The 25,442-nt window shown below is 64.7% G+C and carries 26 protein-coding genes; 12 read left to right on the top strand and 14 right to left on the bottom strand.

What is annotated here, in order from left to right; genetic code table 11:
* Positions 1-47: 47 nt before the first annotated feature.
* The gene (locus JVX91_RS03915; RefSeq protein ID WP_205338122.1) at positions 48-329 is read right to left on the bottom strand and encodes a hypothetical protein; all 282 of its coding nucleotides are present in this window, start codon (positions 327-329) and stop codon (positions 48-50) included.
* An 87-nt stretch (positions 330-416) separates the two neighbouring features.
* Here JVX91_RS03915 and JVX91_RS03910 point away from each other — a divergent pair, with 87 nt between their 5' ends.
* The gene (locus JVX91_RS03910) at positions 417-1,385 is read left to right on the top strand and encodes a magnesium transporter CorA family protein (protein ID WP_205338121.1); all 969 of its coding nucleotides are present in this window, start codon (positions 417-419) and stop codon (positions 1,383-1,385) included.
* A 294-nt stretch (positions 1,386-1,679) separates the two neighbouring features.
* Positions 1,680-2,573 (top strand): polyphosphate kinase 2, encoded by an 894-nt coding sequence (gene ppk2, locus JVX91_RS03905; protein WP_240201752.1) that lies wholly within the window; start codon positions 1,680-1,682, stop codon positions 2,571-2,573.
* Between the two features lie 4 nt (positions 2,574-2,577).
* On the opposite strand, the gene JVX91_RS03900 is transcribed toward ppk2, so the two are convergent.
* The 3 genes from JVX91_RS03900 to JVX91_RS03890 all read right to left on the bottom strand — a co-directional run bounded on the left by JVX91_RS03900 (position 2,578) and on the right by JVX91_RS03890 (position 4,933).
* Positions 2,578-3,345 carry a hypothetical protein gene (locus JVX91_RS03900; RefSeq protein WP_205338120.1) on the bottom strand — a complete coding sequence of 256 codons (768 nt, stop codon included), beginning with the start codon at positions 3,343-3,345 and terminating at the stop codon, positions 2,578-2,580.
* Between the two features lie 242 nt (positions 3,346-3,587).
* A complete protein-coding gene (locus tag JVX91_RS03895) occupies positions 3,588-4,085 on the bottom strand; it encodes an outer membrane beta-barrel protein (RefSeq protein WP_205338119.1) in 498 nt (165 codons plus the stop codon).
* A 158-nt stretch (positions 4,086-4,243) separates the two neighbouring features.
* A complete protein-coding gene (locus JVX91_RS03890; protein WP_205338118.1) occupies positions 4,244-4,933 on the bottom strand; it encodes a Crp/Fnr family transcriptional regulator in 690 nt (229 codons plus the stop codon).
* A gap of 73 nt (positions 4,934-5,006) precedes the next feature.
* On the opposite strand from JVX91_RS03890, the gene JVX91_RS03885 reads away from it, so the two are divergent.
* Positions 5,007-5,531 (top strand): Mpo1-like protein, encoded by a 525-nt coding sequence (locus JVX91_RS03885; protein ID WP_205338117.1) that lies wholly within the window; start codon positions 5,007-5,009, stop codon positions 5,529-5,531.
* A gap of 6 nt (positions 5,532-5,537) precedes the next feature.
* On the opposite strand, the gene JVX91_RS03880 is transcribed toward JVX91_RS03885, so the two are convergent.
* Positions 5,538-6,326 (bottom strand): helix-turn-helix domain-containing protein, encoded by a 789-nt coding sequence (locus JVX91_RS03880; RefSeq protein ID WP_205338116.1) that lies wholly within the window; start codon positions 6,324-6,326, stop codon positions 5,538-5,540.
* A gap of 128 nt (positions 6,327-6,454) precedes the next feature.
* On the opposite strand from JVX91_RS03880, the gene JVX91_RS03875 reads away from it, so the two are divergent.
* A complete protein-coding gene (locus JVX91_RS03875) occupies positions 6,455-6,856 on the top strand; it encodes a hypothetical protein (protein WP_205338115.1) in 402 nt (133 codons plus the stop codon).
* Positions 6,857-6,953: 97 nt separating this feature from the next.
* On the opposite strand, the gene JVX91_RS03870 is transcribed toward JVX91_RS03875, so the two are convergent.
* Both JVX91_RS03870 and JVX91_RS03865 read right to left on the bottom strand, forming a co-directional pair.
* A complete protein-coding gene (locus tag JVX91_RS03870) occupies positions 6,954-7,544 on the bottom strand; it encodes a 2-hydroxychromene-2-carboxylate isomerase (protein ID WP_205338114.1) in 591 nt (196 codons plus the stop codon).
* A 170-nt stretch (positions 7,545-7,714) separates the two neighbouring features.
* The gene (locus JVX91_RS03865) at positions 7,715-8,443 is read right to left on the bottom strand and encodes an SDR family oxidoreductase (protein WP_205338113.1); all 729 of its coding nucleotides are present in this window, start codon (positions 8,441-8,443) and stop codon (positions 7,715-7,717) included.
* A gap of 105 nt (positions 8,444-8,548) precedes the next feature.
* Here JVX91_RS03865 and JVX91_RS03860 point away from each other — a divergent pair, with 105 nt between their 5' ends.
* The gene (locus tag JVX91_RS03860) at positions 8,549-9,112 is read left to right on the top strand and encodes a TetR/AcrR family transcriptional regulator (protein WP_205338112.1); all 564 of its coding nucleotides are present in this window, start codon (positions 8,549-8,551) and stop codon (positions 9,110-9,112) included.
* A gap of 159 nt (positions 9,113-9,271) precedes the next feature.
* Here the strand turns inward: JVX91_RS03860 and JVX91_RS03855 are convergent, their stop codons facing one another.
* The 7 genes from JVX91_RS03855 to JVX91_RS03825 form a co-directional block, all read right to left on the bottom strand.
* Positions 9,272-10,021: a sulfite exporter TauE/SafE family protein gene (locus tag JVX91_RS03855; protein WP_205338111.1), complete on the bottom strand. Its 750-nt coding sequence runs from the start codon at positions 10,019-10,021 to the stop codon at positions 9,272-9,274.
* 261 nt (positions 10,022-10,282) lie between these two features.
* On the bottom strand, positions 10,283-11,272 hold the full coding sequence (locus JVX91_RS03850) for a sulfate ABC transporter ATP-binding protein (protein ID WP_205338110.1): 990 nt from the start codon (positions 11,270-11,272) through the stop codon (positions 10,283-10,285).
* A gap of 14 nt (positions 11,273-11,286) precedes the next feature.
* The gene (gene cysW, locus JVX91_RS03845) at positions 11,287-12,159 is read right to left on the bottom strand and encodes a sulfate ABC transporter permease subunit CysW (RefSeq protein ID WP_205338109.1); all 873 of its coding nucleotides are present in this window, start codon (positions 12,157-12,159) and stop codon (positions 11,287-11,289) included.
* 10 nt (positions 12,160-12,169) lie between these two features.
* The gene (gene cysT, locus JVX91_RS03840) at positions 12,170-12,988 is read right to left on the bottom strand and encodes a sulfate ABC transporter permease subunit CysT (protein WP_205338108.1); all 819 of its coding nucleotides are present in this window, start codon (positions 12,986-12,988) and stop codon (positions 12,170-12,172) included.
* Positions 12,989-13,111: 123 nt separating this feature from the next.
* Positions 13,112-14,110 (bottom strand): sulfate ABC transporter substrate-binding protein, encoded by a 999-nt coding sequence (locus JVX91_RS03835; RefSeq protein ID WP_205338107.1) that lies wholly within the window; start codon positions 14,108-14,110, stop codon positions 13,112-13,114.
* Positions 14,111-14,280: 170 nt separating this feature from the next.
* On the bottom strand, positions 14,281-14,463 hold the full coding sequence (oscA, locus tag JVX91_RS03830) for a sulfur starvation response protein OscA (protein ID WP_017520779.1): 183 nt from the start codon (positions 14,461-14,463) through the stop codon (positions 14,281-14,283).
* Between the two features lie 140 nt (positions 14,464-14,603).
* Positions 14,604-16,877, bottom strand: a complete 2,274-nt coding sequence (locus tag JVX91_RS03825; RefSeq protein WP_205338106.1) for a GGDEF and EAL domain-containing protein — start codon at positions 16,875-16,877, stop codon at positions 14,604-14,606.
* Between the two features lie 193 nt (positions 16,878-17,070).
* Here JVX91_RS03825 and desA point away from each other — a divergent pair, with 193 nt between their 5' ends.
* The 7 genes from desA to JVX91_RS03790 all read left to right on the top strand — a co-directional run bounded on the left by desA (position 17,071) and on the right by JVX91_RS03790 (position 25,426).
* Entirely contained in the window at positions 17,071-18,252 is a 1,182-nt protein-coding gene (gene desA / locus JVX91_RS03820) for a delta-9 fatty acid desaturase DesA (protein WP_205338105.1), read from the top strand.
* A gap of 138 nt (positions 18,253-18,390) precedes the next feature.
* Positions 18,391-19,362 (top strand): sensor domain-containing diguanylate cyclase, encoded by a 972-nt coding sequence (locus JVX91_RS03815; RefSeq protein WP_205338104.1) that lies wholly within the window; start codon positions 18,391-18,393, stop codon positions 19,360-19,362.
* Positions 19,363-19,942: 580 nt separating this feature from the next.
* Positions 19,943-20,395 (top strand): hypothetical protein, encoded by a 453-nt coding sequence (locus tag JVX91_RS03810; protein ID WP_205338103.1) that lies wholly within the window; start codon positions 19,943-19,945, stop codon positions 20,393-20,395.
* Complete coding sequence (locus JVX91_RS03805; protein WP_205338102.1) at positions 20,395-21,804, top strand: hypothetical protein; 1,410 nt, start codon at positions 20,395-20,397, stop codon at positions 21,802-21,804. Before JVX91_RS03810 ends, JVX91_RS03805 begins: the two co-directional genes overlap by 1 nt.
* A 64-nt stretch (positions 21,805-21,868) precedes the next feature.
* Complete coding sequence (locus JVX91_RS03800; protein WP_205338101.1) at positions 21,869-22,963, top strand: DegT/DnrJ/EryC1/StrS family aminotransferase; 1,095 nt, start codon at positions 21,869-21,871, stop codon at positions 22,961-22,963.
* Between the two features lie 10 nt (positions 22,964-22,973).
* A complete protein-coding gene (locus JVX91_RS03795) occupies positions 22,974-24,494 on the top strand; it encodes an oligosaccharide flippase family protein (RefSeq protein ID WP_205338100.1) in 1,521 nt (506 codons plus the stop codon).
* Positions 24,495-24,496: 2 nt separating this feature from the next.
* Positions 24,497-25,426 carry a glycosyltransferase family A protein gene (locus JVX91_RS03790; RefSeq protein WP_205338099.1) on the top strand — a complete coding sequence of 310 codons (930 nt, stop codon included), beginning with the start codon at positions 24,497-24,499 and terminating at the stop codon, positions 25,424-25,426.
* Positions 25,427-25,442: the final 16 nt, after the last annotated feature.

Here is a 25,442-nt window from a genome sequence, read left to right as displayed (position 1 = left end):
GTAGTCTCAAGTCCCGCCGGTTCGGCAAGCGCTGTTATGCCGCTGCCTCATTCGGCAACAGTGCCGTCCGGCAGGGTCGGCAGCGCGCGCAGGGCCTGTTCGTACCACTCGCCGTCGAAAGCGCGGTCGGCCGCGAGCATGGCCTCGATCTCGTGGGCGAGCACCAGGGCCATCAGGTGCAGGGCGTCCTCGCGCTCGTAGCCGACCAGCGTCAGCTTGTTGAACACCGCGCGGGCGGCCGGCGGGTTCTCGCTCTCGATCTGGTTCTCGATGGCCTGGATCAGGGTGTCTTCGGCGAAGGACTCTTCGCCGTCGTCTTGGTCGGTCATCACATTGCTCTCCGGCGGACTTGTGAAGCGGCGGGAAGTTGGCCAACCTGCGGGGCAACTTCCGGCTGCAAAGGATCGTTGGGCGACATGATCACCTATTACACCCTCGTCGGCGACCGCCTGGTACGCCATAACGGCAACGAGTGCCACGGCATGCCCAAGGACACGCTGTGGATCGACCTGTTCCAGCCCACGGCGGAAGAGGAGAAGCTGCTGGAGTCGATCATCGAGGTCGATGTGCCGACCCAGGAGGAAATGGCCGAGATCGAGGACTCCTCGCGCTTCTACGAGAGCAAGGGGGCGCTGTACATGACCACCACCGTGGTCGGCGGCATCCGCGAGCACAAGCCGACCACCTCGGAAGTGACCTGCGTGCTGACCCCGCACTGGCTGGTGACGGTGCGCTACACCGACCTGCTGGCTTTCCGCACCTTCGAGACGCGCACCCAGCGCGGTGGCTGCGAGGGCCGCAGCGACCAGTTGTTCGTCACCCTGATGGACAGCGTGGTGGACCGCATCGCCGATGTGCTGGAGACCGTGCAGAAGCAGCTCGATACGCTGGGCAACAGCATCTTCCGCGAGGGCCAGGCGGCCACCGATAAGACCGACCTGCAGGAAGTCGTGAAGCAGTTGGGGCGCAAGAATTCGCTGCTGTCCAAGCTCAACGAGAGCCTGCTGAGCATCAGCCGCCCGCTGGCCTATTTCCGCCAGGGCAGCAATGGCTGGATCAGCGACGAGGTGAAGCTGGGCATGAAGTCGGTGGAGCGCGACGTGCGCTCGCTGAGCGAGTACCAGACCAAGATGGCCGGGGAAATCACCTTCCTGCTGGACGCCACCCTCGGCCTGATCAACATCGAGCAGAACAGCATCATCAAGGTGTTTTCCATCGCCGCTGTGCTGTTCCTGCCGCCGACGCTGGTGGGCACGGTGTACGGCATGAACTTCGCGCACATGCCCGAATTGCAGTGGCTGGCGGGCTACCCGATGGCGCTGGTGGCCATGGTGATCTCGGCGGTCATTCCTTACTACTGGTTCAAATTCAAAGGCTGGCTGTAACGCGCGTCCGGGCGGTTTCGGAATATTCCCCCGGCGTGTGCGCTCGCTGAAATTGATGCCGGTCAAGGACGGCGGGCCGGGTGGCGCACAGAGTGGAAATCTTCCCTTGTCCGCTTTGTCTCACTGGAGGAGACCATGCCCGAGTCCACCACCCCTAGAAAGCCGCCGGTACGTCGTGCCACCAAACCCGCCAGCAGAGCCCGTGTCGCCGCCACCGCTTCCGAGCCCGCAGTGACCCCGGGTGGCCAGGAAATCCGCACGCAGAGCCACGGTCCGGTCGCCCTCAAGGTGGCTATGGCACCGCGTGGCAGCAACGAGGATTCCACCTCGGCCGAACTGCCGGCCAATTATCCCTATCGCAAACGCCTGCAGCGCAAGGAGTACGAGCGGCTCAAGGAGCAACTGCAGGTGGAGTTGCTGAAGGTGCAGAGCTGGGTGAAGGAAACCGGTCAGCGCGTCGTGGTGCTGTTCGAGGGGCGAGATGCCGCCGGCAAGGGCGGTACCATCAAGCGTTTCATGGAGCACCTGAATCCGCGCGGGGCAAGGGTCATCGCCCTGGAAAAGCCCAGTGACGCCGAGCGTGGCCAGTGGTACTTCCAGCGCTATATCCAGCACCTGCCCACCGCCGGCGAAATCGTCTTCTTCGACCGCTCCTGGTACAACCGCGCCGGGGTCGAGCGGGTCATGGGCTTCTGTTCGCCGCGCCAGTACCTGGAGTTCATGCAGCAGACGCCGGAACTGGAGCGCATGCTGGTGCGCAACGGCATCCACGTCTTCAAGTACTGGTTCTCGGTCAGCCGCGAGGAGCAGCTGCGCCGCTTCGTTTCGCGCCGCGACGATCCGTTGAAGCACTGGAAGCTGTCGCCCATCGACATCCAGTCACTGGACAAGTGGGATGACTACACCCAGGCCAAGGAAGCCATGTTCTTCCACACCGACACCGCCGACGCACCCTGGGTGGTGATCAAGTCCGACGACAAGAAGCGCGCACGCCTGAACTGCCTGCGGCACTTCCTGCACACGCTGGACTACCCCGGCAAGGACGAGAGGATTGCCCACGTGCCGGACCCCCGGCTTGCCGGGCGCGCCGCCGAACTGGACCGTGACGAGCTGAAGGAGGCCTCCGTCGCCGAAGCGCCTTCCGTCGTCGCGGCGGTCACGCCGGAGGAGGAAGCGGTCCCGGCGTGAATCACTACTGCTGGCTGAGCTGCATCAGCTGACCGGAGACGGCGCGGGCGTTGCGATCAACGATGATCGGCGCCCAGGGCCGGCCCGAGGCGCTGACCACGGCGTTGCTCTTGCTGTTCATGTCCAGCAGCGCCTTGCTCAGGTACTCCCAGCGGGTGCGCAGCTTCTTGGTCGAATCGTTGTCGGGCAGCTGGTCGATCCGTTGGGACAGCAGCGGCACCAGTACGCTTTCGTCCTGGCCGAGGTACTCCTGCGGCTGTTCGCGGGCCAGCTCCAGCCCGCTCATGTAGGCGCGGCCCAGGTATTGGGTGGCGAGGAACTCGACGCGCACCGGCAGCTCCCACAGCGGAATCTTGCTGGCATCGGCGGTGGCAGGGACGAAGCGTTCGACCTGGTTCAGCAGGTCACGCAGTGCGCGGCTGAGGTCCTGGTTGTAGCGCCAGGGGAGGTCTTCTTCCTTGGGGCCGTAGGAAACGCCATTGCGAATCTGGGTAACGAATTCCTGGTGCGCCTTCTTCAGCGCATCGTCGGACTTGGCGTAGCCCTTGACGGCGTTGTCCAGCGTGGCCAGGTCCTTCTCCAGCTGGGCGGCGTGGGTTTCCTGGAAGCCTTCGCCACGTAGTAGCAAGAGGCTATTGATCGAGCGACAGGTGTAGACCTGCAGGGTCTGCAATTGCAGTTCCTCGCTGGGCAGGTTGGCCTGGGCGGCGAGGGAGAGGAGTCCGAAACAGCACAGCAGGAAACCGCGATAGACATCGAGCTTTCGGAACATGGCAGAGGCGTCCTTCTTGTTATTGTGAGCTGCGTGATCAGCCGGGGCGCGTCTTATTTGGCGCCAGAAACGCAACTATCCCTAGGCTAGCTCCGAACCTTGTTGCTGCAACCGTCCGAAAGAGTGATTTGCGCAGGTGAGCAGGTGCCGACGGAGGGTTCCGGGAGGGAGGGGAGGTTGAACACCTCCGCCGGGCTTTAAATGCGGGCGGGATCAAGCGGGCGCGGAGGCCCGCCTCGTCGTCAGAAGCGCAAGTAGGCGGAGAGGGTGGTCTGGTCGAGGTCGATGTCACCGACGTCCAGGTATTCCTGTTCCAGGCGCACGCCCAGGCCGCCGATCAGGTCCACTTCGCCACCGAAGCCGTAGAGCGGATCGACATCGTCGGATTTGCCGGCGGCATCGTCGTCGGCGTGCCAGGCGTGCACGCCGGCGATGCCATACAGGCGGATGCGCTGGCCGATGGGGAAGCCCAGGTGCACGTTGGCCTGCAGGGATTCGCCATCGAAGTGCTTGCGGTCGTCGCTCATGTCGCCGAAGTCAACCACCGCGCCTTCCAAGGACAGGTAGTTGTTGAAGCGGTAGCCGGCGTAGAGCTTGTAGCTGTTGTCGTGGTCATCGAAAGACCGCTCGTCGATCTCGAGGCGAGTCACGCCGCCACCGACGTAGAGGCCACGGTCGTCTGCCATCGCCAGTGCCGGAGCGGTCAGCGCGAGGGCGCAAAGGAGTTTCGAAAGGCGCATAGGATTCCCTGGCGGCAGGCGAGGGGGCCGGCCGCTTCTCTGTCTTGCTGAAGATTGGGGTGCCGCAGTCGGTCCTGCGGCGGCACGCAATTAGAGCGAGGGAGCGCCGGCACCGACCATCGTAAGGTGTCGAGATTGGCGAATCCGGGTGTCGCGGTTCAGGCGTGGGCGGCGTGGCGCAGGCGTTCGCGGTCGAGGATCTCGATGCCGCCGTAGCTCAGGCGCAGGATGCCCTGGGCTTCCAGGTCCTTGAGGATCTGGTTGGTGGTCTGCCGGGACAGCGACAGCATGGCCGCCAGTTGTTCCTGGGGCAGGTGCAGCTCGCGTTTGGCAGTGGCCGACTCGCCGTAGCCCTCGGCGATCATCAGCAGGCGCCGGGCCAGGCGCGGCGCGGCCGGCAGCAGCGACAGCTCCTCCAGCACGGCGAAGGTGATGCGCAGCTTGTGGCTCATCAGCAGGGCGAAGTCGCGCCAGTATTCCGGGTGCTGGGCCAGGATCGCCTGCAAGGGCGCCTGGGGTACCTGCAGCAACGTCGTGGCGCCCTCGGCGTAGGCATCGTGGGTGCGTGGCTGGCCATCGAACAGGCAGATCTCGCCGAACCAGTTGGGGGCTTCCACCAGCGCCAGCAGCGCTTCCTTGCCGCTCTCGCCGACCACGCTGACGCGCATCGCCCCTTCGACCACACAGTACAGCCCGCAGGGCGCGTCGCCTCGGGCGAACAGCCGCTGTCCGGCCGGCAGGCGGCGTACCACGGCGGCATCGCACAGCGACTGGCGCAGGCCTTCGGGCAAGGTCTGGAACCAGCGGCCTTCACGCAGTAGGGGCAGGTAGGGCTTGGCGTCGGTCATGGCTTTGTCGGCTAGCTGACAGAGTGCAGGGGCGCACAACGCCATCATGCCAGTACCTTGCGGGAGAACAACAATGAAAACGCTCGTCGACCATCTTGCCCAATATGCCGCCTATCACCGTGACCGGCGGAACATCGTCAGCCATTTCATCGGCATCCCGATGATCGTGCTGTCCATCGCTACCCTGCTGTCGCGCCCCGGCTTCGAGCTGGCCGGCCTGCTGGTCTCGCCCGCCACGTTGCTGGCGCTGGCCTCGGTGGTGTTCTACCTGCGCCTGGACCTGCGCTTCGGCCTGCTGATGACTGCGCTGCTGGCACTCTCGCTGTGGATCGGCGCAGGGCTGGCGGCGGGCAGCACCGCGTCCTGGCTGGTATGGGGCATCGGCCTGTTCGTGGTGGGTTGGATCATCCAGTTCGTCGGCCACTGGTACGAAGGCCGCAAGCCGGCGTTCGTCGATGATCTCACCGGGCTGATCGTCGGCCCGCTGTTCGTCGCTGCCGAAGCGGCGTTCCTGCTCGGCCTGCGCGACGAAGTGCGCCACGCCGTGGAAGAGCGCGCCGGCCCCACCTGCATCCGCGAGAAGAAGGCGACCGCCTGATTCCGCTCACTCTGTGCCGCTGAGCTGGCGCAGGATCCGGGCGCTGTCGGGGTCGGCGGGGAAGAAGGTTTCCAGCGCCAGCTCCGACAGCGTCACGTCCACCGGCGTGCCGAACACCGTGATGGTGCCGATCAGGCTGCACACGCCCAGTTCGGTCTGCAATTGCACCGGAATCAGCACCATGTCGCCGCTGGCCGCTTCGTCATAGGGCGGCGCCGGATAGGCCGCCACTTCGTCGCGCAACGCCGCTAACGCCGGATCGCCGCTGGCTTCGTAATCGCGCTGCAAGCGCTCCACCACATGCGCCTTCCACGGGCCGAGATTGAGGATGCGCGGTGCCAGCCCCTTCGGGTGCAGGCTCATGCGCAGCACGTTGATCGGCGGCTGCAACAGCTCCGGGTCGACGCCGATCAGGAAGATATCCACCGTGCGGTTGGACGCCAGCAGGTTCCAGTGGCGGTCCACGACCATCGCCGGGTTCGGCTCGTGGGCCTTGAGCAACTGGTCGATGGCCTGTTTCGCCACGGTCAGCGCCGGGTCGTCCAGGCCTTTCTCCGAATACACCGGCGCATAGCCCGCCGCGCTGAGCAGGCGGTTGCGCTCGCGCAGCGGAATGTCCAGTTGTTCCGCCAGGTGCAGGAGCATCTCGCGGCTGGGCAGGGCGCGTCCGGTTTCGACGAAGCTCAGGTGGCGCGTGGAAATCTCCGCATCGCAGGCGAGGTCGAGCTGGCTGAGTCGGCGGCGCTGGCGCCATTGGCGGAGCAGGGCGCCGACAGGTTGGGCTTGGCTGTTCATGGTGACGAACGATAGACCTCTAGTCTCGTTGCGGCCATTACCTGGCAGGTAATCGACGCGCCGCAGGCTCGGGCGGATTCTTCAGCCACACGCCGCCAACCGGTGGCGACCCTTGAAGGAGCTTCGCCATGACTCTGCTGCAACCGTCCCCGCTGCTTCGCCTCACCCTCAAAGTCGACGCCATCGCCGGTGGTGCCATGGGCCTGCTGATGGCGCTGGCTGCGCAACCGCTGGGTCAGATCCTGGGCCTGCCGTTCGTCCTGCTGCTGGTGGCCGGTATCGTGCTCCTGCCGCTGGCGCTGGTGCTCTACTGGATGAGCAATCAGACGCTGCTGTCGCGCACCGGTGTCTGGGCGGTGATTGCCCTGAACGCGCTGTGGGTGGTGGAGAGTGTCGCCCTGCTGGTGACCGGCTACGTGCAACCGACCACCTTGGGCTACGCCTTCGTCATCGGCCAGGCGCTGGTGGTCCTGCTGCTGGCTGAGCTGGAGTTCTTCGGCCTGCGCCGGTCGGCTGTTCTTGCGCTGTGATGTTTGAGAAACGTAGGGCGCATAACGCGCCAGCGTTATCCGCCGGGCACTGGCCGGCGGATAACCTGTTCCAGGTTATGCGCCCTACGGTGCTGGTTTAAGCCAGCGCTTCGCGGACGAAGTCCAGGCGATCCTGGCCGAAGAACATCTCGTTGCCGACGAACATGGTCGGCGCCCCGAACATCCCGCGCTTGATGGCCGCCTCGGTGTTGGCCTTCAACGCGTCCTTCACCTCCTGCTCGGCGGTCAGCGTCAGCAGCGTCTGCGGATCGAAGCCTGCCTCGGCCAGCAACGGGCCGAGCACCGCCGGGTCGCCCAGGTTCAGCGCATCCACCCACATGCCCTTGAACACGCAGGCCAGCAGCGCATCGAAGCGTTCCGGCTGGCGCATCTGCACGCCGGTCGCGGCGCGCATCAGGGTCAGGGTGTTGATCGGGAAGTGCGGGTTCATTTTCATCGGCACGCCATAGCGGCGGGCGAAGCGGGTCATGTCGAGCAGCGTGTAGCGCCCCTTGGCCGGCACGGCGATGGGCGAGGCGTTGCCGGTGGCCTGGAACACACCGCCCAGCAGGACCGGGCGGTAGACCAGCTCGGCGTCGGTTTCGGCGCAGATGCCTGGCAGTTGGGTATACGCCAGGTAGGACGTCGGGCTGCCGAAGTCGAAGTAGAACTCGACGGATTTGCTCATGAGTGGCTCTCTCTTTTTATGTAGGTTCGCAAAATCGGCATACGACCTTGCGAGCTAGAGCCAGGCTAGGCGGAATCCAGCAGGGGCGCGGAGTTTACGTTTGTAAATGAGCAGCTCCTGCTGGATTCCAACGACGCCTGGCCGACGCGCAGCTAGTCGTCTGCCGATTTTTACCAGCGCTCGATCCACGGGCGGAGATCGAGTTCGAAGGTCCAGGCATCGCGCGGTTGACTGTGCAGGTACCAGTAGCTGTCGGCAATGTGCTCGGGGTCGAGGATGCCGTCCTGGTCCTTCTGTGCGTATTTCTGCGGGAAGTTCTCGCGGATGAATTCGGTGTCGATGGCGCCGTCCACCACCACGTGGCCGACATGCAGGCCCATCGGTCCCAGTTCGCGGGCCATGCTCTGCGCCAGGGCGCGGATGCCGTGCTTGGCCCCGGCGAAGGCGGCGAAGCCCGAGGCGCCGCGCAGGCCGGCGGTAGCGCCGGTGAAGAGGATCGTGCCGCGCTGGCGCTTGACCATGCGCTTGGCCACTTCGCGGCCGGAGAGGAAGCCGGAGAAGCAGGCCATCTCCCAGATCTTGAAGTACTTGCGTGCGGTCTCTTCGAGGATGCTGCACGGCACGTTGGCGCCGATGTTGAAGACGAAGGCTTCGATGGGGCCGATGTCACGCTCGATGGTCTCCACCAGCTCGATCACCGCTTCTTCGTTGCGGGCGTCGGAGGCGAAGCCGTGGGCCTCGCCGCCTTCGGCGCGGATGGCGTCCACCAGCGGCTGCAGCTTGTCCGCCGAGCGCCGGGTGACGCAGGCGACGTAACCTTCGCGGGCGAAGCGGCGGGCGATGGCGCCGCCGGTGGCATCGCCGGCGCCGATGACCAGGACGACTTTCTTGTTCGACATTTTCGTTTCCTCTGCGGTGCGCGATATTTGGTAAACGGTCGTTAGGTAAACGAACGTTATGTTAATATTCGGCACATCGTCAACCGCTTCGACGGAGTCGCCCCGATGCGCTACTCAGCCACCCACAAGGAAGAAACCCGCCAGCGCCTGCTCGACAGCAGTGGTGCGCTCGCCAAGCAAGGCGGTTTCGCCACCACCGGCGTGGACGGGCTGATGAAGGCCGTGGGGCTGTCCGGCGGGGCGTTCTACAACCACTTCGGTTCGAAGGACGAGCTGTTCGCCGCCATCGTCGAGCGCGAACTACAGCAAAGCGTCGAGCGCCTCTCGGCGAAGGGCAAGGTGCTCGACCGCGCGCGCCTGGAACGCGGTCTGAAGCGCTACCTCAATGTCACCCACGTGCAGGATGCCGGCGCTGGTTGCGCGATTCCGGCCCTGGGCGCGGAGATTGCCCGCGCCGACGAGTCAGTACGTCAAAGCGCCGAGGATGCGCTGGTGGAATTGCAGCAGGCCTGGGCTGAGGTGCTGGGTTCGGCGGAAGACGCCTGGGCATTGCTGGCGCAGTGCGTCGGCGCGCTGGTGCTGGCGCGGATGGTGGCCAGCGAACAGGCACAGAAGGCGATTGTCGAGTCGAGCCGGGATTTCCTGATCCGTCATCTGGACGAGAAGTGAGCTACGTCCCTTCGGGGCGCAATCTCGGCGTTGTTCACCAGCTCTCGTAGGGCGAGTAACCCGGCACGGGTTATCCGCCGGAATGGCGGATAACGCCCTAGGCGTTATGCGCCCTACGCGGCTGGGTTCGCGAGCAAGCTCGCTCCTACAAAAGAGCAGTTACAGGCCACGAATTGCGAGGTCCGCGCCCAGCAGCAACAGCCCACCGAAGAAGCAGCGGCGGAACGCCAGTGGGCTGATCCGCGAACGCAGCCAGGTGCCCAGGTACATGCCGATCAGCGCCGGCAGCAGGGCCAGCAGCGAGAGTCCGAGCACGTCCGCCTGCAGCAGTGAGCCGTGCTGGCTCAGGGTGATCGCCAGGGCCAGCGTCGACACGGTGAAGGACAGCCCCAGCGCCTGCACCAGGTCGTCCTTTTCCAGGCCGAGAGCCTGCAGGAAAGGCACGGCAGGAATCACGAAGACGCCGGTCACCGCCGTGATGCCGCCGGTGACCACGCCGATCAGCGGCGATAGCCAGCGCTCGTGCCGCGGCGCCACGCTGAAGCGCTTGTTCGACAGCCCCAGCAGCGCATAGAGGATCAGCGCCACGCCTAGCAACGGCGTGGCCGCCGGCCAGTTTTCCCCCGCCAGCAGCCAACCCACCGCCAGCGTGCCGATGACGATGCCGACCAGCATGCCCCACAGCCGTTTGAGCAGCCCGAGGAAACGCGGGCCGGCCGCGAGCTGCCAGATATTGGTGACGGTGGAGGGGACGACGAGGATCGCGGCGGCCTGCATTGGCGGCATCACCAGCCCGAGCAGTCCGACCGCCACCGTGGGCAGGCCGAGGCCCACCACACCCTTCACCAGGCCGGCGAGGAGGAAGGTGAGGACGATCAGTTCGAGGTGTTGGGGGAGGGCGTCGAACATGGCCGGGCCTTGTTTAAAGCGAGGCCGGCAGGATACGAGGGTTTGGGAGTAAAGGGACAGCGCGGTCCCTCTCCCCAGCCCTCTCCCTGAAGGGAGAGGGCGCTATCCGTGCCGGCTGAGAGAATACTGCTCCCTGCACTCAATTTGTCCGGCGGGCTCTGTGGAACCATCTCACTCCGAACGGTCCCCTCTCCCTTCAGGGAGAGGGTTAGGGAGAGGGCAAGCCCTCGCGCTGGAGCATGAGGCGGAAGACCGGCCGGATCAGATATTCGCCACCGGCTGATACGCCTTCGGCTTGAAGTACAGCGTCTCGCCACGCGCCAGGCCGGTCAGGCTGTCGTGGTCCTTGACCACTTCGGCCTCGATCAACTCGTCCTGCCCGTCGACCTTCAGGGTCACCCGGGTGATCGCGCCCAGCGGACGGATGTCGCGGACTTCCGCGGCGCGGTGCTCGGCCACTTCGGAGCGCGACAGCGAGACCTCGTGCGGACGGAACAGCACGTGCTCGTCGCCGCCGATGTGCAGGCGGTTGGAGTCGCCGAGGAAGTGGTAGACGAAGTCGCTGGCCGGGTTCTCGTAGACCTCGCCCGGGGAGCCGATCTGCTCGATCACCCCCTTGTTCATCACCACGATGCGGTCGGCGACTTCCATCGCTTCTTCCTGGTCGTGGGTGACGAACACGGAGGTCAGGTTGATCTCCTCGTGCAGGCGCGCGAGCCAGCGGCGCAGTTCTTTACGCACCTTGGCGTCAAGGGCGCCGAAGGGTTCGTCGAGCAGCAGGATCTTCGGTTCCACCGCCAGGGCGCGGGCCAGGGCGATACGCTGGCGCTGGCCGCCGGAGAGCTGCTCCGGGTAGCGGTCCGACAGCCAGTCCAGTTGCACCATGTTCAGCAGTTCGTGGACTTTCTCGGCGATGCGCGCTTCGCTTGGGCGCTCGCTCTTGGGCTTCATGCGCAGGCCGAAGGCGACGTTGTCGAACACCGTCATGTGGCGGAACAGCGCGTAGTGCTGGAACACGAAGCCGACGTTGCGATCGCGCACGTCGTGCTGCGAAACGTCCTCGCCGTGGAACACGATGTTGCCGGCGTCCGGGGTTTCCAGGCCGGCGATGATGCGCAGCAGGGTGGTCTTGCCGCAGCCGGACGGGCCGAGCAGGGCGACCAGTTCGCCGCTGTGGATATCCAGGTTGATGTCGTTCAGCGCCTTGAAGGCGTTGAAGTTCTTGCTGACGTTACGGATCTCGATGCTCATGGCTGGGCTCTCACTTATTCATCGTCAGCTTTGACTTTGGTGCGGGACAGGCGCGACTCGCTCCACTGCTTGAGCAGCAGGATGACGAGGGCCATCAGCAGCAACAGGGTGGCAACGCTGAAAGCGGCGACGTGGTTGTACTCGTTGTAGAGGATTTCGACGTGCAGCGGCAGGGTGTTGGTGACGCCGCGGATGTGGCCGGAGACCACTGACACGGCGCCGAACTCGCCCATGGCGCGCGCGGTGCACAGCACCACGCCGTAGATCAGGCCCCATTTGATGTTCGGCAGGGTCACGTGCCAGAACATCTGCCAGCCGTTGGCGCCGAGCAGGCGCGCGGCTTCTTCTTCCTGCGTGCCTTGTTCCTGCATCAGCGGGATCAGTTCGCGGGCGACGAAGGGGAAGGTGACGAAGATGGTGGCCAGGACGATGCCGGGCACGGCGAAGACGATCTGGATGTCGTGGTCCGACAGCCACTCGCCGAAATAACCCTGGGCGCCGAACAGCAGCACGTAGATCAGACCGGCGATCACCGGCGAGACCGAGAACGGCAGGTCGATCATGGTCACCAGGATGCTCTTGCCGGGGAATTCGAACTTGGTCACGCACCAGGCGGCGGCCACGCCGAACACCAGGTTCAGCGGCACCGAGATGCCCACGGCGATCAGCGTCAGCTTCAGGGCGGCCAGCGCGTCGGGCTCCAGGATGGCCTCGAAGAAGGTGCCGAAGCCCTGCTTCAGCGCCTCGCTCAGCACCACGAACAGCGGCAGCAGCAGGAACAGCGCAAAGGCCAGCCAGGCCAGCGCGATCAGGGCGCGGCGGCCCCAGACATTACCCCGGCGAGCAGCGTTGGCAGCGGCCGCGGCGGAAAGGCTTGCGGTACTCATGGCGCGCTCCTCAAGGCGTTTCGATGCGGCGTTGCAGCAGGTTGATCAGCAGCAGCAGGACGAAGGCGACGACCAGCATCAGCACGCCGATGGCGGTGGCGCCGGTGTAGTCGTACTGGTCCAGCTTGACCATGATCAGCAGCGGCAGGATCTCGGTCTTCATCGGCATGTTGCCGGCGATGAAGATGACCGAGCCGTACTCGCCGACGCCGCGGGCGAAGGCCAGGGCGAAACCGGTCAGCCAGGCGGGCAGCAGCGCCGGCAGCAGCACGTGGCGGAACACCTGCAGCGGCTTGGCGCCCAGGCAGGCGGCGGCTTCTTCGATTTCACGCGGGATGTCCGCCAGCACCGGCTGAACCGTGCGTACCACGAAGGGCAGGACCACGAAGGTCAGTGCCAGGGTGATGCCCAGCGGGGTGTAGGCGATCTTCAGGCCGATCTCGGTGGCGAAGCGGCCGACCAGGCCGTTGGGCGCATACAGCGCGGTGAGCGCGATGCCGGCCACGGCGGTGGGGAGGGCGAAGGGCAGGTCGATCATCGCGTCGATGATCTTGCGGCCGGGGAAGCGGTAGCGCACCAGCACCCAGGCCAGCAGGGTGCCGATCACGCCGTTGATCAGGGCGGCGATCAGCGCGGAGCCGAAGCTCAGCTTGAGCGCGGCGATGACACGCGGCGCGGTGATGATGGTCCAGAACTGATCCCAGGAGAGCTGGGTCGTCTTGAGGAACATGGCCCCCAGCGGAATCAGCACCAACAGGCTGAGGTACACCAGGGTGTAGCCCAGAGTCAGCCCGAAGCCGGGTATGACCGGGGAGATGCGTCGTGACATTGTCTGTCCTTTCTCATGAACGCGTTGAGCCCCCGCCATGGGGCGGGGGTTTTCGTTCCGCGCGGGCTGTGCACCGGCCCGCGTGGATCGTACCGCCCGGCACGGAGCCGGGCAGTCGGCGCATCACTGCGCCTGGTAGATCTTGTCGAACACGCCACCGTCGTTGAAGAACTTGGGCTGTGCGGATTTCCAGCCGCCGAAGTCCTTGTCGATGGTCACCAGGTTGAGTTTCGGGAACTGGTTGGCGAACTCGGCAGCGACCTTGGCATCACGCGGGCGGTAGAAGTTCTGCGCGGCGATGCGCTGGCCTTCTTCGCTGTACAGGTACTTCAGGTATTCCTCGGCGACCTTGCGGGTACCTTTCTTGTCGACGGTCTTGTCGACCACGGCCACCGGCGGTTCGGCGAGGATGGAGATGGACGGAACGACGATCTCGAAGTTCTCGCCACCCTGTTCCTTCTTGGCCAGGAACGCTTCGTTCTCCCAGGCCAGCAGGACGTCGCCAATGTTGTTGTTGACGAAGGTGATGGTCGAGCCGCGGGCGCCAGTGTCCAGAACCGGCACGTGCTTGTACAGATTCTTGACGTATTCCTGGGCTTTCTCGTCGCTGCCGTATTCCTTCTTCGCCCAGGCCCAGGCGGCGAGGAAGTTCCAGCGGGCGCCGCCGGAGGTTTTCGGGTTCGGCGTGATGACTTCGACGCCTTCCTTGGTCAGGTCGCCCCAGTCCTTGATGCCTTTGGGGTTGCCCTTGCGGACCAGGAACACGATGGTCGAGGTGTAGGGCGTGCTGTTGTCGGGCAGGCGGGCCTGCCAGTCGGCGGGCAGCAGCTTGCCCAGCTTGTTCAGTTCGTCGATGTCGCCGGCCAGGGCCAGGGTCACCACGTCGGCCTTCAGGCCGTCGATCACGGCGCGGGCCTGTTTGCCCGAGCCACCGTGGGATTGCTGCACGGTCAGGTCGTCACCGCCCTGGGCCTTCCAGTGCTTGATGAAGGCGGCGTTGTAGGCCTGGTACAGCTCGCGGGTCGGGTCGTAGGAAACGTTCAGCAGTTGGGTCGCGGCGGAAACCGGGCCTGCGATCAGTGCGCTGGCCAGTGCGGCCAGGGCGAAACGGCGGATGGACATGTGCAGCTCCTGAAAAAAATGCAGTTCTATTTGTGTTTGTTTGGCAGGGTCTTTCGGGGGGCGATGTCAGCCACGCATTCGTGGCTGGCAGCTGCAGTACCGGTGGGGCAGTGCGGTCATGGCGACGCTCCGGGTGTCCAGTCATGCCCCTTGATAAAGGGACGCGGGGCTCAGGCGGGTTTGCCTGGGCTCTGTTGCAGACGGAATTTTTCCTTGCGCTCGATCTGCACGACCTGGCCGTTGTGCACGGTGATCTCGACGGCGCCGAAACGCAGGCCACGCAGGGCGCTCTGCACTTCGCGCAGGATGTTGGCTTCGTCCTGGCCGTCCAGGCTACGGAGGGTTGCGCTCATGGGTATCTGCTCCTAGTGGGTTGACCACCGGCCGTTTCACCTACGGCGCGTGCGGTGTGAGCGCATATTAGGCAGGAGCTGGATATTCTTAAAAATACTGTTTAAGAATTTTTATATATCCGAAAGTTTTTAGCGCGATCTTATGCGGTGCCGCGCGGCAATTGCGCCAGCAGGACGCTGGCCGGTTGCGGTGCGCCATACCAGTAACCCTGGCCGAAATCGCAGGCGTGGGTGAGCAGAAATGCCGCCTGGTCGGGGCGCTCGATGCCTTCGGCGACGACTTGCAGGCCCATGCTCTGGCCCAGAGCAATCACCGCGCAGGCGATGGCGGCGTCCTCGGAGTCGTCTGGCAGGCCGGCGACGAATCCCTGGTCGATCTTCAGCTTGTGCACCGGCATGCGCTTCAAGCGCATCAGCGAGGAGTAGCCGGTGCCGAAGTCGTCGATGGCCAGGTGCACGCCGAGCAGGCGCAGCTGACAGAGCAGTTCCAGGGCCTGGTCGAAGTTCTCCATCACGGCGCTTTCGGTGATCTCCAGCTCCAGGTGATGGGGCGCCAGGCCGCTCTGCTCCAGGGCCAGGGCCACGCGCTCTTCGAGTCCGCCGCGGCCGAAGAGCCGGCTGGAGACGTTGACCGCGATGAAGTTCAGGCAGGCCCCCGCGTCCAGCCATTCGCGCATCTGCCGGCAGGCCCGCTCCAGCACCCAGGCGTCGATGGCGGTGATCAGGCCGCTTTCCTCCGCTACCGGAATGAACTCGCTGGGCGGGATCAGGCCGTGCTGCGGATGCTGCCAGCGCACCAGCGACTCGACGCCGACCATCCGCCCGCTCGCCAGGTCGTGCACCGGCTGGAAATACAGGCGCAGTTCGTCGTGGTCCAGCGCGTGGCGCAGCGCCGATTCCACCTGGACGTGGGAGCGCGCGCGGGCCGTCAGTTCGGGGGTATAGAAAGCGTACAGGTTGCGTCCGCTGGCCTTGGCCTGGAACAGCGCAGCGTCGGCATGCTGCATCAGGTGATCGACGTTGCGCGCGTCTTCGGGGAACAGGCTGACCCCCAGGCTGACCGACACGTAGATCAGCTGGCCATTGACCTCGAAGGGAGCGCTCATCGCCTCCAGCAGGCGCTGGGCCAGGCTGCTGGCCTGGTGCGGTTGCTGGCTCTCGAGCACCACGGCGAACTCGTCGCCGCCCAGGCGCGCCAGGGAGCAGCGCTCGTCCAGGCAGCCTTCCAGGCGCTCGGCCACGGCGCGGATCAGCAGGTCGCCGATGCTGTGCCCGAGGCTGTCGTTGATGTGCTTGAAGTGGTCCAGGTCGATGCTCAGCAGCGCGCCGCTGGTCTGCTCGCGCTCGGCGCGGGTCAGCGCCTGCTCGATGCGCTCGCGCAGCAGCAGGCGGTTGGGCAGGCCGGTAAGCGGGTCGTGGTGGGCGAGGAAGTCCAGCTCGTGCTGCGAGCGCTTGAGGCTGCTGAGGTCGGAGAACACCGCGACGTAGTGGGTCAGTTCGCCTTCGTCATTGCGCACCGCGCGGATGTGCTGCCACTGCGGGTACACCTCGCCGCTCTTGCGCCGGTTCCAGATCTCGCCGCTCCACACGCCGTGATCGTTCAGGGCGGTCCACATGCGCTGATAGAAGGCGGCATCCTGGCGCCCGGACTTGAGCAGCGAAGGCTGGCCGCCGAGCACGTCTTCGGCACTGTAGCCGGTGATGCGCGAGAAGGACGGGTTGGTGTGCACGATCACGCCGCGCGCATCGGTCACCAGTAGGCCTTCCTGGGTCGCCTCGAAGACGGCGGCGGCCTGGCGCAGGTGGTCCTCGTTGTTGCGCTGGCGGGTGATGTCGCGGCTGACGCCGGTCAGGCGCAGCGGCCGGCCGCTGGCGTCGCGGGTCAGGCGGGCGCTGCTGCGCACCCAGCGGTAGTGGCCGTCGCTGTGGAGGATGCGGTAGACGCACTCCAGGCGCGGCGTCAGGCCTTCGACGCAGTCCTGGTGGGCGGTGAGGACAGCGGCACGGTCATCGGGATGCAGCCGGTTCTCCCACAGAAGCAGGTCATCGCTCAGGCGCTCCCGGGGCAGTCCGATGAGGTCGGCGTAGCCGGGCGAGTAGTAGACGCGGTGGCTGTCCAGGTCCCAGTCCCAGATACCGTCCTCGACCACGTCGAACGCGCGGATCAGGCGCTGTTCGCTGTCGGCCAGCGCAACATAGGCGGCGTGCTGGCGGCGGAAATGGCGGCAGAGGAGGAGGAACAGCAACAGCGAGGTAATGCCGAGGAACAGGTACTTCTTCACCTCCATCCAGCGCAGCAGCGACGCGGGATCGATGAAAACCTTTTGTAACCATTGATCACTGAGCAGCACCCACAGGGACGCGAGGACCAGGTACGAGAGGCTGATGCGCAGGGCGCTGAGGCGAGGATTCATGCGGTCGTGGGATGGATTTATTGGCTGCGCAGTATAAAGGATGGCCTCTGGGCCCGGTTCGTATCTAAAAGACCGGATGGTAATCCGGACCTGCTTGGTGATAATGCGGGCTGACTTGTCCTGCGGGATGTTCGTTGTCAAGACGACCCTGCAAGTCGCAGCCCTACACCCCTTCCGAGGTACAGTATCGCCTATGTGGTACAACGGTTTCCTTGACCTGTCGCCGTGGCAACTGGTGGCGGTTACCCTGGTCCTGACGCATATCACCATCGTCAGCGTGACGGTCTATCTCCATCGCTATTCGGCGCACCGGGCACTCGAACTGCATCCGGCGCTGCAGCATTTCTTCCGCTTCTGGCTGTGGATGACCACCGCCATGAATACCCGCGAGTGGACTGCCATCCACCGCAAGCACCACGCCAAGTGCGAAACCGCCGAAGACCCGCATAGCCCGGTGTTCAAGGGCCTGGGCACTGTGCTGCGCACCGGTGCCGAGCTGTATCGCAAGGAGGCGGAGAACGCCGACACCCTGCGTATCTATGGCAAGAACTGCCCGGAAGACTGGATCGAACGCAACGTCTACTCGCGTTATCCCATCGGCGGCATCGTCCTGATGGCAATCATCGATCTCGCGCTGTTCGGCGTCCTCGGCATGACCGTCTGGGCCGTGCAGATGATGTGGATTCCCGTGTGGGCCGCCGGTGTGATCAACGGCCTGGGCCATGCCATCGGCTACCGCAACTTCGAGTGCCGCGACGCCGCCACCAACCTGGTGCCCTGGGGCATCCTGATCGGCGGTGAAGAGCTGCACAACAACCACCACACCTACCCGAACTCGGCGAAGCTGTCGGTGAAGAAGTGGGAGTTCGACCTGGGCTGGGCCTGGATCAAGGTGTTCAGCTTCCTGCGTCTGGCCAAGGTGGCCCGCGTGGCGCCCATCGCCCATCGCGTGGAAGGCAAGGGCAGCCTGGACATGGATACCGCCATGGCCATCCTGAATAACCGCTTCCAGATCATGGCCCAGTACCGCAAGCTGGTGATCGGCCCGCTGGTGAAGCAGGAGCTGGCCAAGGCCGACGAGTCGGTGCGCCACCTGTTCCGCCGCGCCAAGCGCCTGCTGTCGCGCGAGACCAGCCTGCTGGAAGAGCGTCACCACGCGCGCATCCAGGATCTGCTCGCCCAGAGCCAATCCCTGCAAGTGATCTACGAGAAGCGCCTGGCGCTCCAGCAGATCTGGGTGAAGACCAGCGCCAACGGCCACGACATGCTCGCGGCGATCAAGCAGTGGGTGCACGAGGCGGAAGCCAGCGGTATCCAGTCCCTGCGCGAGTTCGCCGAACAGCTGAAGACCTACTCCCTGCGACCGGCTGTCTAAACCGTCGAATCGTCCTAAGATGCTGTGAGATGCATCGCAAGAAATGCCCGCCGTTCGGCGGGCTTTTCGTTTATTTTGCAGCACCCTGGCGTAGTTTGCGGTCATAGCCCCGGTCAATGAGCGGGAGGACGCTGATACATGGACGAACACAACAAGATTCCGGCCGATCAGGATGAGGCTCTGCTGGCGCTGCTTCACAGCCGCGCCGAAGTGCAACGGCTGAAAGAGCGCGAACAGCTTTTCAGTGCGCTGCTCGCCAGCGTCAATTCGGTGCTGTGGGCCTTCGATTGGCAATCGCAGCGCATGGTCTATGTCAGCCCTGCCTACGAGCGCATCTTCGGCCGTTCCGCCGCGCTACTGCTGTCGGACTACAACGAGTGGCGCAACTGCATCTATCCCGATGACCTGGACTACGCCCAGAGCTCGCTGCAGGAAGTGCTCGAGCGTGGCGCCATCGAGCAACGCGAGTACCGCATCCTGCGCGCCGACGGTGAGGTGCGCTGGCTCAGTGACAAGTGCTTCGTCAGCCAGCACAGCGATGCCGGCCTGCCGCTGATGATCGTCGGCATCGCCGATGACATCACCGACAAGAAGCACATGGAGACCGAGCTGCATCGCCTGGCCACCACCGACGTGCTGACCCAGAGCAGCAACCGTCGCTACTTCTTCGACAGCGCCGAGCAAGCCTTCCGCGACTGCAAGGCGACCTCCACGCCGCTGGCCTTCCTGCTGCTGGACGTGGACGATTTCAAGAAGATCAACGACGTCTACGGCCACCAGGTCGGCGACGTCGTGCTGCAGCGCATCGCCCAGTGTGGCGCAGGCGCATTGCGCCGAGGCGATCTGTTCGGGCGCATCGGCGGTGAGGAATTCGCCGTGCTGTTGCCTGGCTGCGACGAAAGCATGGCGCGGCAGATCGGTGAGCGTCTGCAGCGGGAAGTACAGCGTTTGCGCTTCAACGAAGCCGAGCATTTCTTCAGCGTGACCATCAGCCAGGGGATGACCCTGTTGCAGCCTGATGACCAGAATCTTTCCGCGCTCTACAGCCGTTCCGATGCCGCCCTGTATCAGGCAAAACGCACCGGGAAGGACCGCATTGTTCAAGGATGAAACACATTTGCGGTGTCCGTGGCGTTTACACTAACACCTTCCGACTAATACTTTTGCCGCAGATACGACGGTGTACGTTTATGCTGTCAAAATGCCCGTGTCGGTATTATGGCGCCTTGTAAATCAGTAAGTTACGAATGCTGCTTTGCCTTTTGTCGGATTCTTGGCGTCACGCCGCTTCGTTGATTGACATGCCTTCTACCCCCCCACTATTACTATTCACATAGCAATATCGTGTGGTGTCCAAATGAGACACCACCAGGGAGCAGTCGCAAGAGCAGTCGTGTCACGGAAGATTCTGCCCACCTCTTCTTCCTGTCACTTTCCTATCGCTGCCTGATAACTTCCGGAGCCGTTCTGGCAGCCGGAAGCGCGATAGATTTTTGCTGTCGTTTTTCCAGATTTTCGGAAATGGCCGAAGGGCGGTAGCTTTGCCCGGCGAAAATTAAAGGCCACTCCAGGGACGAACTGCTGATAGTCGTTGATTGAATCGGGTCATTCGAACTCGGGCGGTAGCCTTGTCTTCGAATTCTGTGAAAGGCCCGATGCAGAGCGATCTCCACGAATGGAGCAGGTGTCGATGGGCGAGCAGATAATGGAAATCGGCGGAACTAACAGTACCGCGACGACACGCAGAAAATATTCAGCGACGTCTTCTTCGCGTGTGCAAAAGGTGAGTGCGTATAAATCTGGCGCCAATAAAGCCGAACGCTTCCCTACATTTATAGAAAGAACAACAGTTATTGCGCCAGGAAGTTATGGCATTACCCCGGCGTGCGCGAAAACTGAACTTTCGGCGAAATTCGCTAATCGCCAGAAGCTATTTGCCTTATCGCTGAAACAGCAACTTCCTGCCTGCGCGGAATTTTGTTTCCCGTCGTTCGCCTTCGACTCCGTCCGTGCCCCGTCTGCCGCCCTGGCGGCCTCGGCTGCGCCGCAAGTGACGGAATTCCGACGCGGACGCCATCCTGCCGGCCGACAGCGCCGGCATCACGTAAGCCGCGCGGTGCGCCGCGCTGGGAGTCATGGCTGATGGCCGAGCAATCGCTTCGTTCCACCTATGCCTGCGTTGTCGGCGGTGCCGGCCCGGCAGGCATGGGCTTCCTCTTCAACGCCTACAAGACCGGCGCGCTGGCCAGTCTCGCCCGTGATGGACTGCTGGTGGTGGACGCCGCACTTGCGGTGGGTCGCGGCCGGTTGGGCGACTACCACATCACCGCCAACTCGGTGGGCGACGTCTTCCTCGATTGCCTGCGCGACCCGGCCCTCTTGCCGATCTTCGCGCCGCTGGCGCACTCGCCGGCGTTCCGTGCTCTGCAGAACGATCCCCACGGTGCGCCGATGCTCACCCAGGTGGGCGAGTTGCTGGCGCACGCCTCGACGCTGTTCATGCGTTATGTCACCGAGCACCTCGGCGTCGAGGTTGCCCTGGGTACACGCATCGAGAAGATCACCGCCCAGGACGACGGCGCTTTCCAGCTGGCCCTGCGCAGTGGTTCCCACGGTGCGCAGGTCGGCGCCGGCGCGCTGGTGATGAACCTGGGAGGCCGGCAGAACCGCGAGTACCTGAGCTGGAGCCTGGCCGAGCAGGACCTGCACCTGTCCCATGACGGCCCCACGGTCTACTCCTCCGACGCGCTGCTCAGCCTGAGCCCCGCCGAGCTGGTGGAACTGTTCGGCGACCGGGTCACCCCCGGCAGCCGCTTCACCGTGGTCGGCGGTTCCCACAGCGCCTTCTCGATCCTCGACAACCTTGCCTGCGCCCTGGACTGCCTGGGGCTGGAGCAGATTACCCTGCTGCATCGCGCGCCGATCCGCCTGTTCTTCGAGAGCGTCGAGGAGGCCCGCAACGCCGGCTACGTCGTGGACGAGGGCATGGACGTCTGCCCGGTATCCGGCCGGGTCAACCGTTCCGGCGGCCTGCGCTACCGCGCTCATCAGGTCGGCACCGACGTGCTGTCCAGCGGGGTGGTCAGCGGCACGCGGGTCAAGGTCGAGCTGCTGTGCCTGGAAGACCGTTCACCGGCCGTGCGCGCGCGCCTGGAGCAGTGCTGCAGCGAGGACGGTGTGATGGTCCAGGCCATCGGCTACCAGCCCTGCCTGCCGGCGCTGCGTCGCGCCAACGGCGAGCCGCTGCAGGTGCGCGAGAGCAAGGGCGGGCTGGATTCCGACGCCGACGGCTGCCTGCGTGACCTCAATGGCCGGCCGATTCCCGGCCTGTACAGCTTCGGCCTCGGTTCGGGCCTGGCGGCCAACCCGATGCTGGGCAGCGAGCGCTCCTTCGACAGCCGCATCTATGGCGTCTGGCAGTTCCACCACGATGCCAGCGGGCGGGTCATCGACGCCTTGCAGGAGCACCTCGTCAGCCGCGTGCCACAGGTGCCGGCGGAAATGGATTCCCAGTCGGACGGCGTGCCCTTCGCACTGCCGGCGCTGGGTTGACCGGCGCGCGCCGGCACTCCATCCGACAGCTAACGGACTTTCCATCCAACAGAGGGATGCGACCGTGATCAATGTGACCAAGACGTACCTGGGCAACCTGGACAAGTTCAAGGGCTATGTGGAGCAGATATATGCCTCCGGCTGGATCACCAACCACGGGCCCTTCGTCACGGAGCTGGAAGAGCGCCTGCAGGACTTCCTCGGCGTGCGCCATGTGATCCTCACCAACAACGGCACCATTGCCCTGCAGGTCGCCTACCGCGCCCTCGGCGTCACCGGCAGCGCGGTGACCACGCCGTTCAGCTTCGTCGCCACCAGCAGCACGCTGCAGTGGGAGAGCATCCGCCCGCGCTTCGCCGACATCGATCCGCAGACCTGGAACCTCGATCCGGCGCGTATCGAAGCCAGCCTGGCGGCGGACACCACCGCCATCGTCGCCACCCACGTGTTCGGCAACCCCTGCGCGGTGGAAGAGATCCAGGCGGTGGCGCAGCGCAACCAGCTGAAGGTCATCTATGACGGTGCCCACGCGTTCGCCTCGCGCTACCGCGACCGTTCGGTGCTGGCCTGGGGCGACGTAAGCACCCTGAGCTTCCATGCCACCAAGCTGTTCCACACCATCGAGGGCGGCGCCATCGTCACCGCCGACGATGAGCTGGCCAAGCAGATCCGCCTGATGTGCAACTTCGGCATCGCCGGCGTCGACCAGATCGTCGGCCTGGGGATCAACGCCAAGCTCAACGAGTTCTCCGCCGCGATGGGCCTGTGCGTGCTCGACGAGATCGACAGCATCCTCGCCCAGCGCGAGGAAATCGCCGCGCGCTACACCGCCGCCCTCGGCGGTTACTACGACCTGCAGGTCTGCCAGAACGGCGCGAAGCTGAACAACAGCTACTACCCCATCGGCCTGCGCGACGAGGAACAGGTACTGCGGGTGCGTGCCGCGCTCAACGAGATCGGCGTCAACCCGCGCCGCTACTTCTACCCGTCGCTCGATACCCTCGACTACCTGGCGCCGCAGGAGCCGCAGGTGCTGTCCCGCGAGCTGAGCCAGCGCATCCTCTGCCTGCCGTTGTATCCGGGCCTGCCGCAGGACATCCAGCGCGCGGTGATCGAAGTGCTGCTGCTGGAAAGCGGCCGCGTCGCGGTCGCGGTGTAAGGGGACGATCATGCGCACCGCACGCTCGCTGTCGATGGTCCGCAATACCCTGCTCAATTACGCAGGGCAGGCGTACGCCATCGTCATCGGCATCCTGATCCAGCCGTTCTACCTCGGCCACCTGGGCGCCGAGGCCTACGGCCTGATCGGCTTCTTCGCGGTGCTGCAAACCTGGCTGCTGCTGCTCGATGTCGGCCTGTCGCCGGCGCTGGTGCGCCAGGTGGCCCACGGCCGTGGGGTCAATGGCGAAGGCCAGGACCAGGCGCGCCTGCTGCGCTCCTTCGAACTGATCCTGCTGCCGCTGACCCTGGCCAGTTCCCTGGCGGTGTTCGCCGGCAGCAACTGGATCGCCGGGCAGTGGCTCAATGTGCAGCAACTCTCGCCGGAGCTGGTGGCCCAGTGCATCAGCCTGATGGGCCTGCTGGTTGCCCTGCGCCTGTACGCCACCCTCTACCGCAGCGCATTGCAGGGCCAGGAGCTGCACGGGTTCATCAACGCGGTGAACGTGTTCATCACCACGCTGCGCTACTTCGGCGGCCTGCTGCTGGTGGCGCACGTCAGCCAGGACCCACTGGTGTTCTTCCAGTTCCAGGTCGGCGTGTCGCTGATCGAGGCGTTGCTGCTGGGCGGCAAGGCCTACGTGTGGATGGACGTGCGCCTGCTGACCCGCTTCTGCTGGGACACCGTGCGCCCGGTGCTGCCGTTCGCCCTGGGCATGTCCTTCACCTCGTGCCTGTGGATTGTCCTCACCCAGCTGGACAAGGTCCTGCTGTCGAACCTGCTGCCGTTGCAGCAGTACGGTTACTTCTCCCTGGTGGCGCTGATTTCCGGTGGCATCCTCAGCCTGGTCAACCCGCTGGCGCAGTCGCTGCTGCCGCGCATGACCATGCTGGTCGCCGAAGGGCGCCACGACGACATGCAGCAGCTCTATCTCAAGGCGAACCGTTTCGTCTGTGTGCTGCTGTTCCCGATGGTCGCGGTGATCGCCGCTCATGGTCATGACCTTGTCCTGGCCTGGAGCGGCGATGCCGTGGCCGCCAGTTGGTGCCGGCCGATTCTCGTCTGGTACGTGCTGGGCGCAGGCCTGCTGGCAGTGGCCAGCTTCCAGTTCTACCTGCAATACGCCCATGGCCAGCTGCGCATGCACGTCTGGTACAGCGTCATCTCCACCCTGGTGACCGTGCCGCTGGTGATCGCCAGCGCCTATCTGTACGGCGTCGTGGGCGTGGCGCTGTGCTGGTTCGGCCTGCGCCTGGTGTCGTTCCTGATCTGGCCGCTGATCGTGCACCGCACCTTCGCCCCGGAACTGCACGGCACCTGGCTGCGCGACACGCTGCAGATCGCCGCCCTGAGCGCCGCCGGCCTGTTGCTCAGCGAGCCCTTCTACACGCTGCTCGCTCGTTCCGGCGAGCGCCTGTGGCTGCTGGCGGCGCTCGCCGTGTGCGGCCTGATCACCCTGTTCCTCGTCGGCGCGGGCTCTGCCCCGGCATTGCTGCGCCTGTTCAAACCGTCCCAGAAGCCGAGTGTCTAGACATGGATATCCGCTCCGAGCTGCAGATCCTTTCCAACTGGCCGGAAGACCCGAGGCCGCTGCTGAGTGTCGTGTGCCTGGCCTACAACCAGGTGAACTACATCGGCCGCACGCTGGACAGTTTCCTGGAGCAGATCACCGACTTCCGCATCGAAGTGCTGGTCAACGACGACGCCTCCACCGACGGCACCACGGAAGTGATCGCCGACTACGCGGCGCGCTACCCGCACATCATCAAGCCGATCTTCCACAAGGAAAACCAGTACTCCAAGGGCCTGTCCCACGGCTTGCCGGTGTTCCGCAAGGCGCGCGGTCGCTACATCGCCTACTGCGAAGGCGACGACTTCTGGACCGACCCGCGCAAGCTGCAGATCCAGGTCGACTTCCTCGAAAAGAACCCCGACTACGTGATCACCTACCACGACGCCTACACCTTCAACGAGGACGGCGTGATGAAGCCGCTGCAGCTGGCCGGCAAGTTCCGCAGTGACGCCAGCCGCCTGGAGCTGCAGCAGGCGCGGGCGCTCTCGACGCTCACCACGGTGTTCCGCAACGTGCTCACCGAGATGCCCGAGGAGCTGCTTACCACGCGCATGGTCGACCTGTGCTGGTGGTCGCTGCTGGGCGCCTACGGCAAGGGCAAGTTTCTCGGCGACATCCGCCCCGCCGCCTACCGCGTGCACAAGGGCGGGATCTTCTCCATGCAGGCCGCCCGCGTGCAGCAGCACATGACCCTGCACACCTACTACTGCCTGGCGCGCTACTACCAGCGCCTGGGTAACCAGGAACTCAACGAGTTCTTCCTGATGCAGGTCTGCCGGATGTCCATGGCGGCCATTTCACCCACGCGCAAGGTCCAGGCGTTCCTGATGCTGATCGGCAACCACGGCGCCAATCTGCTCAAGCGGCTCAACCCGATTCAGGCGCGCTGAGCCGCGCCACCTCACT

This window comes from Pseudomonas sp. PDNC002 (genome assembly GCF_016919445.1).
In the GTDB taxonomy this organism is placed as follows: Bacteria; Pseudomonadota; Gammaproteobacteria; order Pseudomonadales; family Pseudomonadaceae; genus Pseudomonas.
The sequence above is the reverse complement of the archived record's forward strand: the minus strand, read 5'-3'. Positions and strand labels throughout refer to the sequence as shown.

Bases quoted from the DNA above. Each gene is read 5' to 3' on its own strand.
- JVX91_RS03915 (WP_205338122.1), bottom strand. From the start codon at position 329: ATGACCGACCAAGACGACGGCGAAGAGTCCTTCGCCGAAGACACCCTG.
- JVX91_RS03910 (WP_205338121.1), top strand. From the start codon at position 417: ATGATCACCTATTACACCCTCGTCGGCGACCGCCTGGTACGCCATAAC.
- ppk2 (WP_240201752.1), top strand. From the start codon at position 1,680: ATGGCACCGCGTGGCAGCAACGAGGATTCCACCTCGGCCGAACTGCCG.
- JVX91_RS03900 (WP_205338120.1), bottom strand. From the start codon at position 3,345: ATGTTCCGAAAGCTCGATGTCTATCGCGGTTTCCTGCTGTGCTGTTTC.
- JVX91_RS03895 (WP_205338119.1), bottom strand. From the start codon at position 4,085: ATGCGCCTTTCGAAACTCCTTTGCGCCCTCGCGCTGACCGCTCCGGCA.
- JVX91_RS03890 (WP_205338118.1), bottom strand. From the start codon at position 4,933: ATGACCGACGCCAAGCCCTACCTGCCCCTACTGCGTGAAGGCCGCTGG.
- JVX91_RS03885 (WP_205338117.1), top strand. From the start codon at position 5,007: ATGAAAACGCTCGTCGACCATCTTGCCCAATATGCCGCCTATCACCGT.
- JVX91_RS03880 (WP_205338116.1), bottom strand. From the start codon at position 6,326: ATGAACAGCCAAGCCCAACCTGTCGGCGCCCTGCTCCGCCAATGGCGC.
- JVX91_RS03875 (WP_205338115.1), top strand. From the start codon at position 6,455: ATGACTCTGCTGCAACCGTCCCCGCTGCTTCGCCTCACCCTCAAAGTC.
- JVX91_RS03870 (WP_205338114.1), bottom strand. From the start codon at position 7,544: ATGAGCAAATCCGTCGAGTTCTACTTCGACTTCGGCAGCCCGACGTCC.
- JVX91_RS03865 (WP_205338113.1), bottom strand. From the start codon at position 8,443: ATGTCGAACAAGAAAGTCGTCCTGGTCATCGGCGCCGGCGATGCCACC.
- JVX91_RS03860 (WP_205338112.1), top strand. From the start codon at position 8,549: ATGCGCTACTCAGCCACCCACAAGGAAGAAACCCGCCAGCGCCTGCTC.
- JVX91_RS03855 (WP_205338111.1), bottom strand. From the start codon at position 10,021: ATGTTCGACGCCCTCCCCCAACACCTCGAACTGATCGTCCTCACCTTC.
- JVX91_RS03850 (WP_205338110.1), bottom strand. From the start codon at position 11,272: ATGAGCATCGAGATCCGTAACGTCAGCAAGAACTTCAACGCCTTCAAG.
- cysW (WP_205338109.1), bottom strand. From the start codon at position 12,159: ATGAGTACCGCAAGCCTTTCCGCCGCGGCCGCTGCCAACGCTGCTCGC.
- cysT (WP_205338108.1), bottom strand. From the start codon at position 12,988: ATGTCACGACGCATCTCCCCGGTCATACCCGGCTTCGGGCTGACTCTG.
- JVX91_RS03835 (WP_205338107.1), bottom strand. From the start codon at position 14,110: ATGTCCATCCGCCGTTTCGCCCTGGCCGCACTGGCCAGCGCACTGATC.
- oscA (WP_017520779.1), bottom strand. From the start codon at position 14,463: ATGAGCGCAACCCTCCGTAGCCTGGACGGCCAGGACGAAGCCAACATC.
- JVX91_RS03825 (WP_205338106.1), bottom strand. From the start codon at position 16,877: ATGAATCCTCGCCTCAGCGCCCTGCGCATCAGCCTCTCGTACCTGGTC.
- desA (WP_205338105.1), top strand. From the start codon at position 17,071: ATGTGGTACAACGGTTTCCTTGACCTGTCGCCGTGGCAACTGGTGGCG.
- JVX91_RS03815 (WP_205338104.1), top strand. From the start codon at position 18,391: ATGGACGAACACAACAAGATTCCGGCCGATCAGGATGAGGCTCTGCTG.
- JVX91_RS03810 (WP_205338103.1), top strand. From the start codon at position 19,943: ATGGGCGAGCAGATAATGGAAATCGGCGGAACTAACAGTACCGCGACG.
- JVX91_RS03805 (WP_205338102.1), top strand. From the start codon at position 20,395: ATGGCCGAGCAATCGCTTCGTTCCACCTATGCCTGCGTTGTCGGCGGT.
- JVX91_RS03795 (WP_205338100.1), top strand. From the start codon at position 22,974: ATGCGCACCGCACGCTCGCTGTCGATGGTCCGCAATACCCTGCTCAAT.
- JVX91_RS03790 (WP_205338099.1), top strand. From the start codon at position 24,497: ATGGATATCCGCTCCGAGCTGCAGATCCTTTCCAACTGGCCGGAAGAC.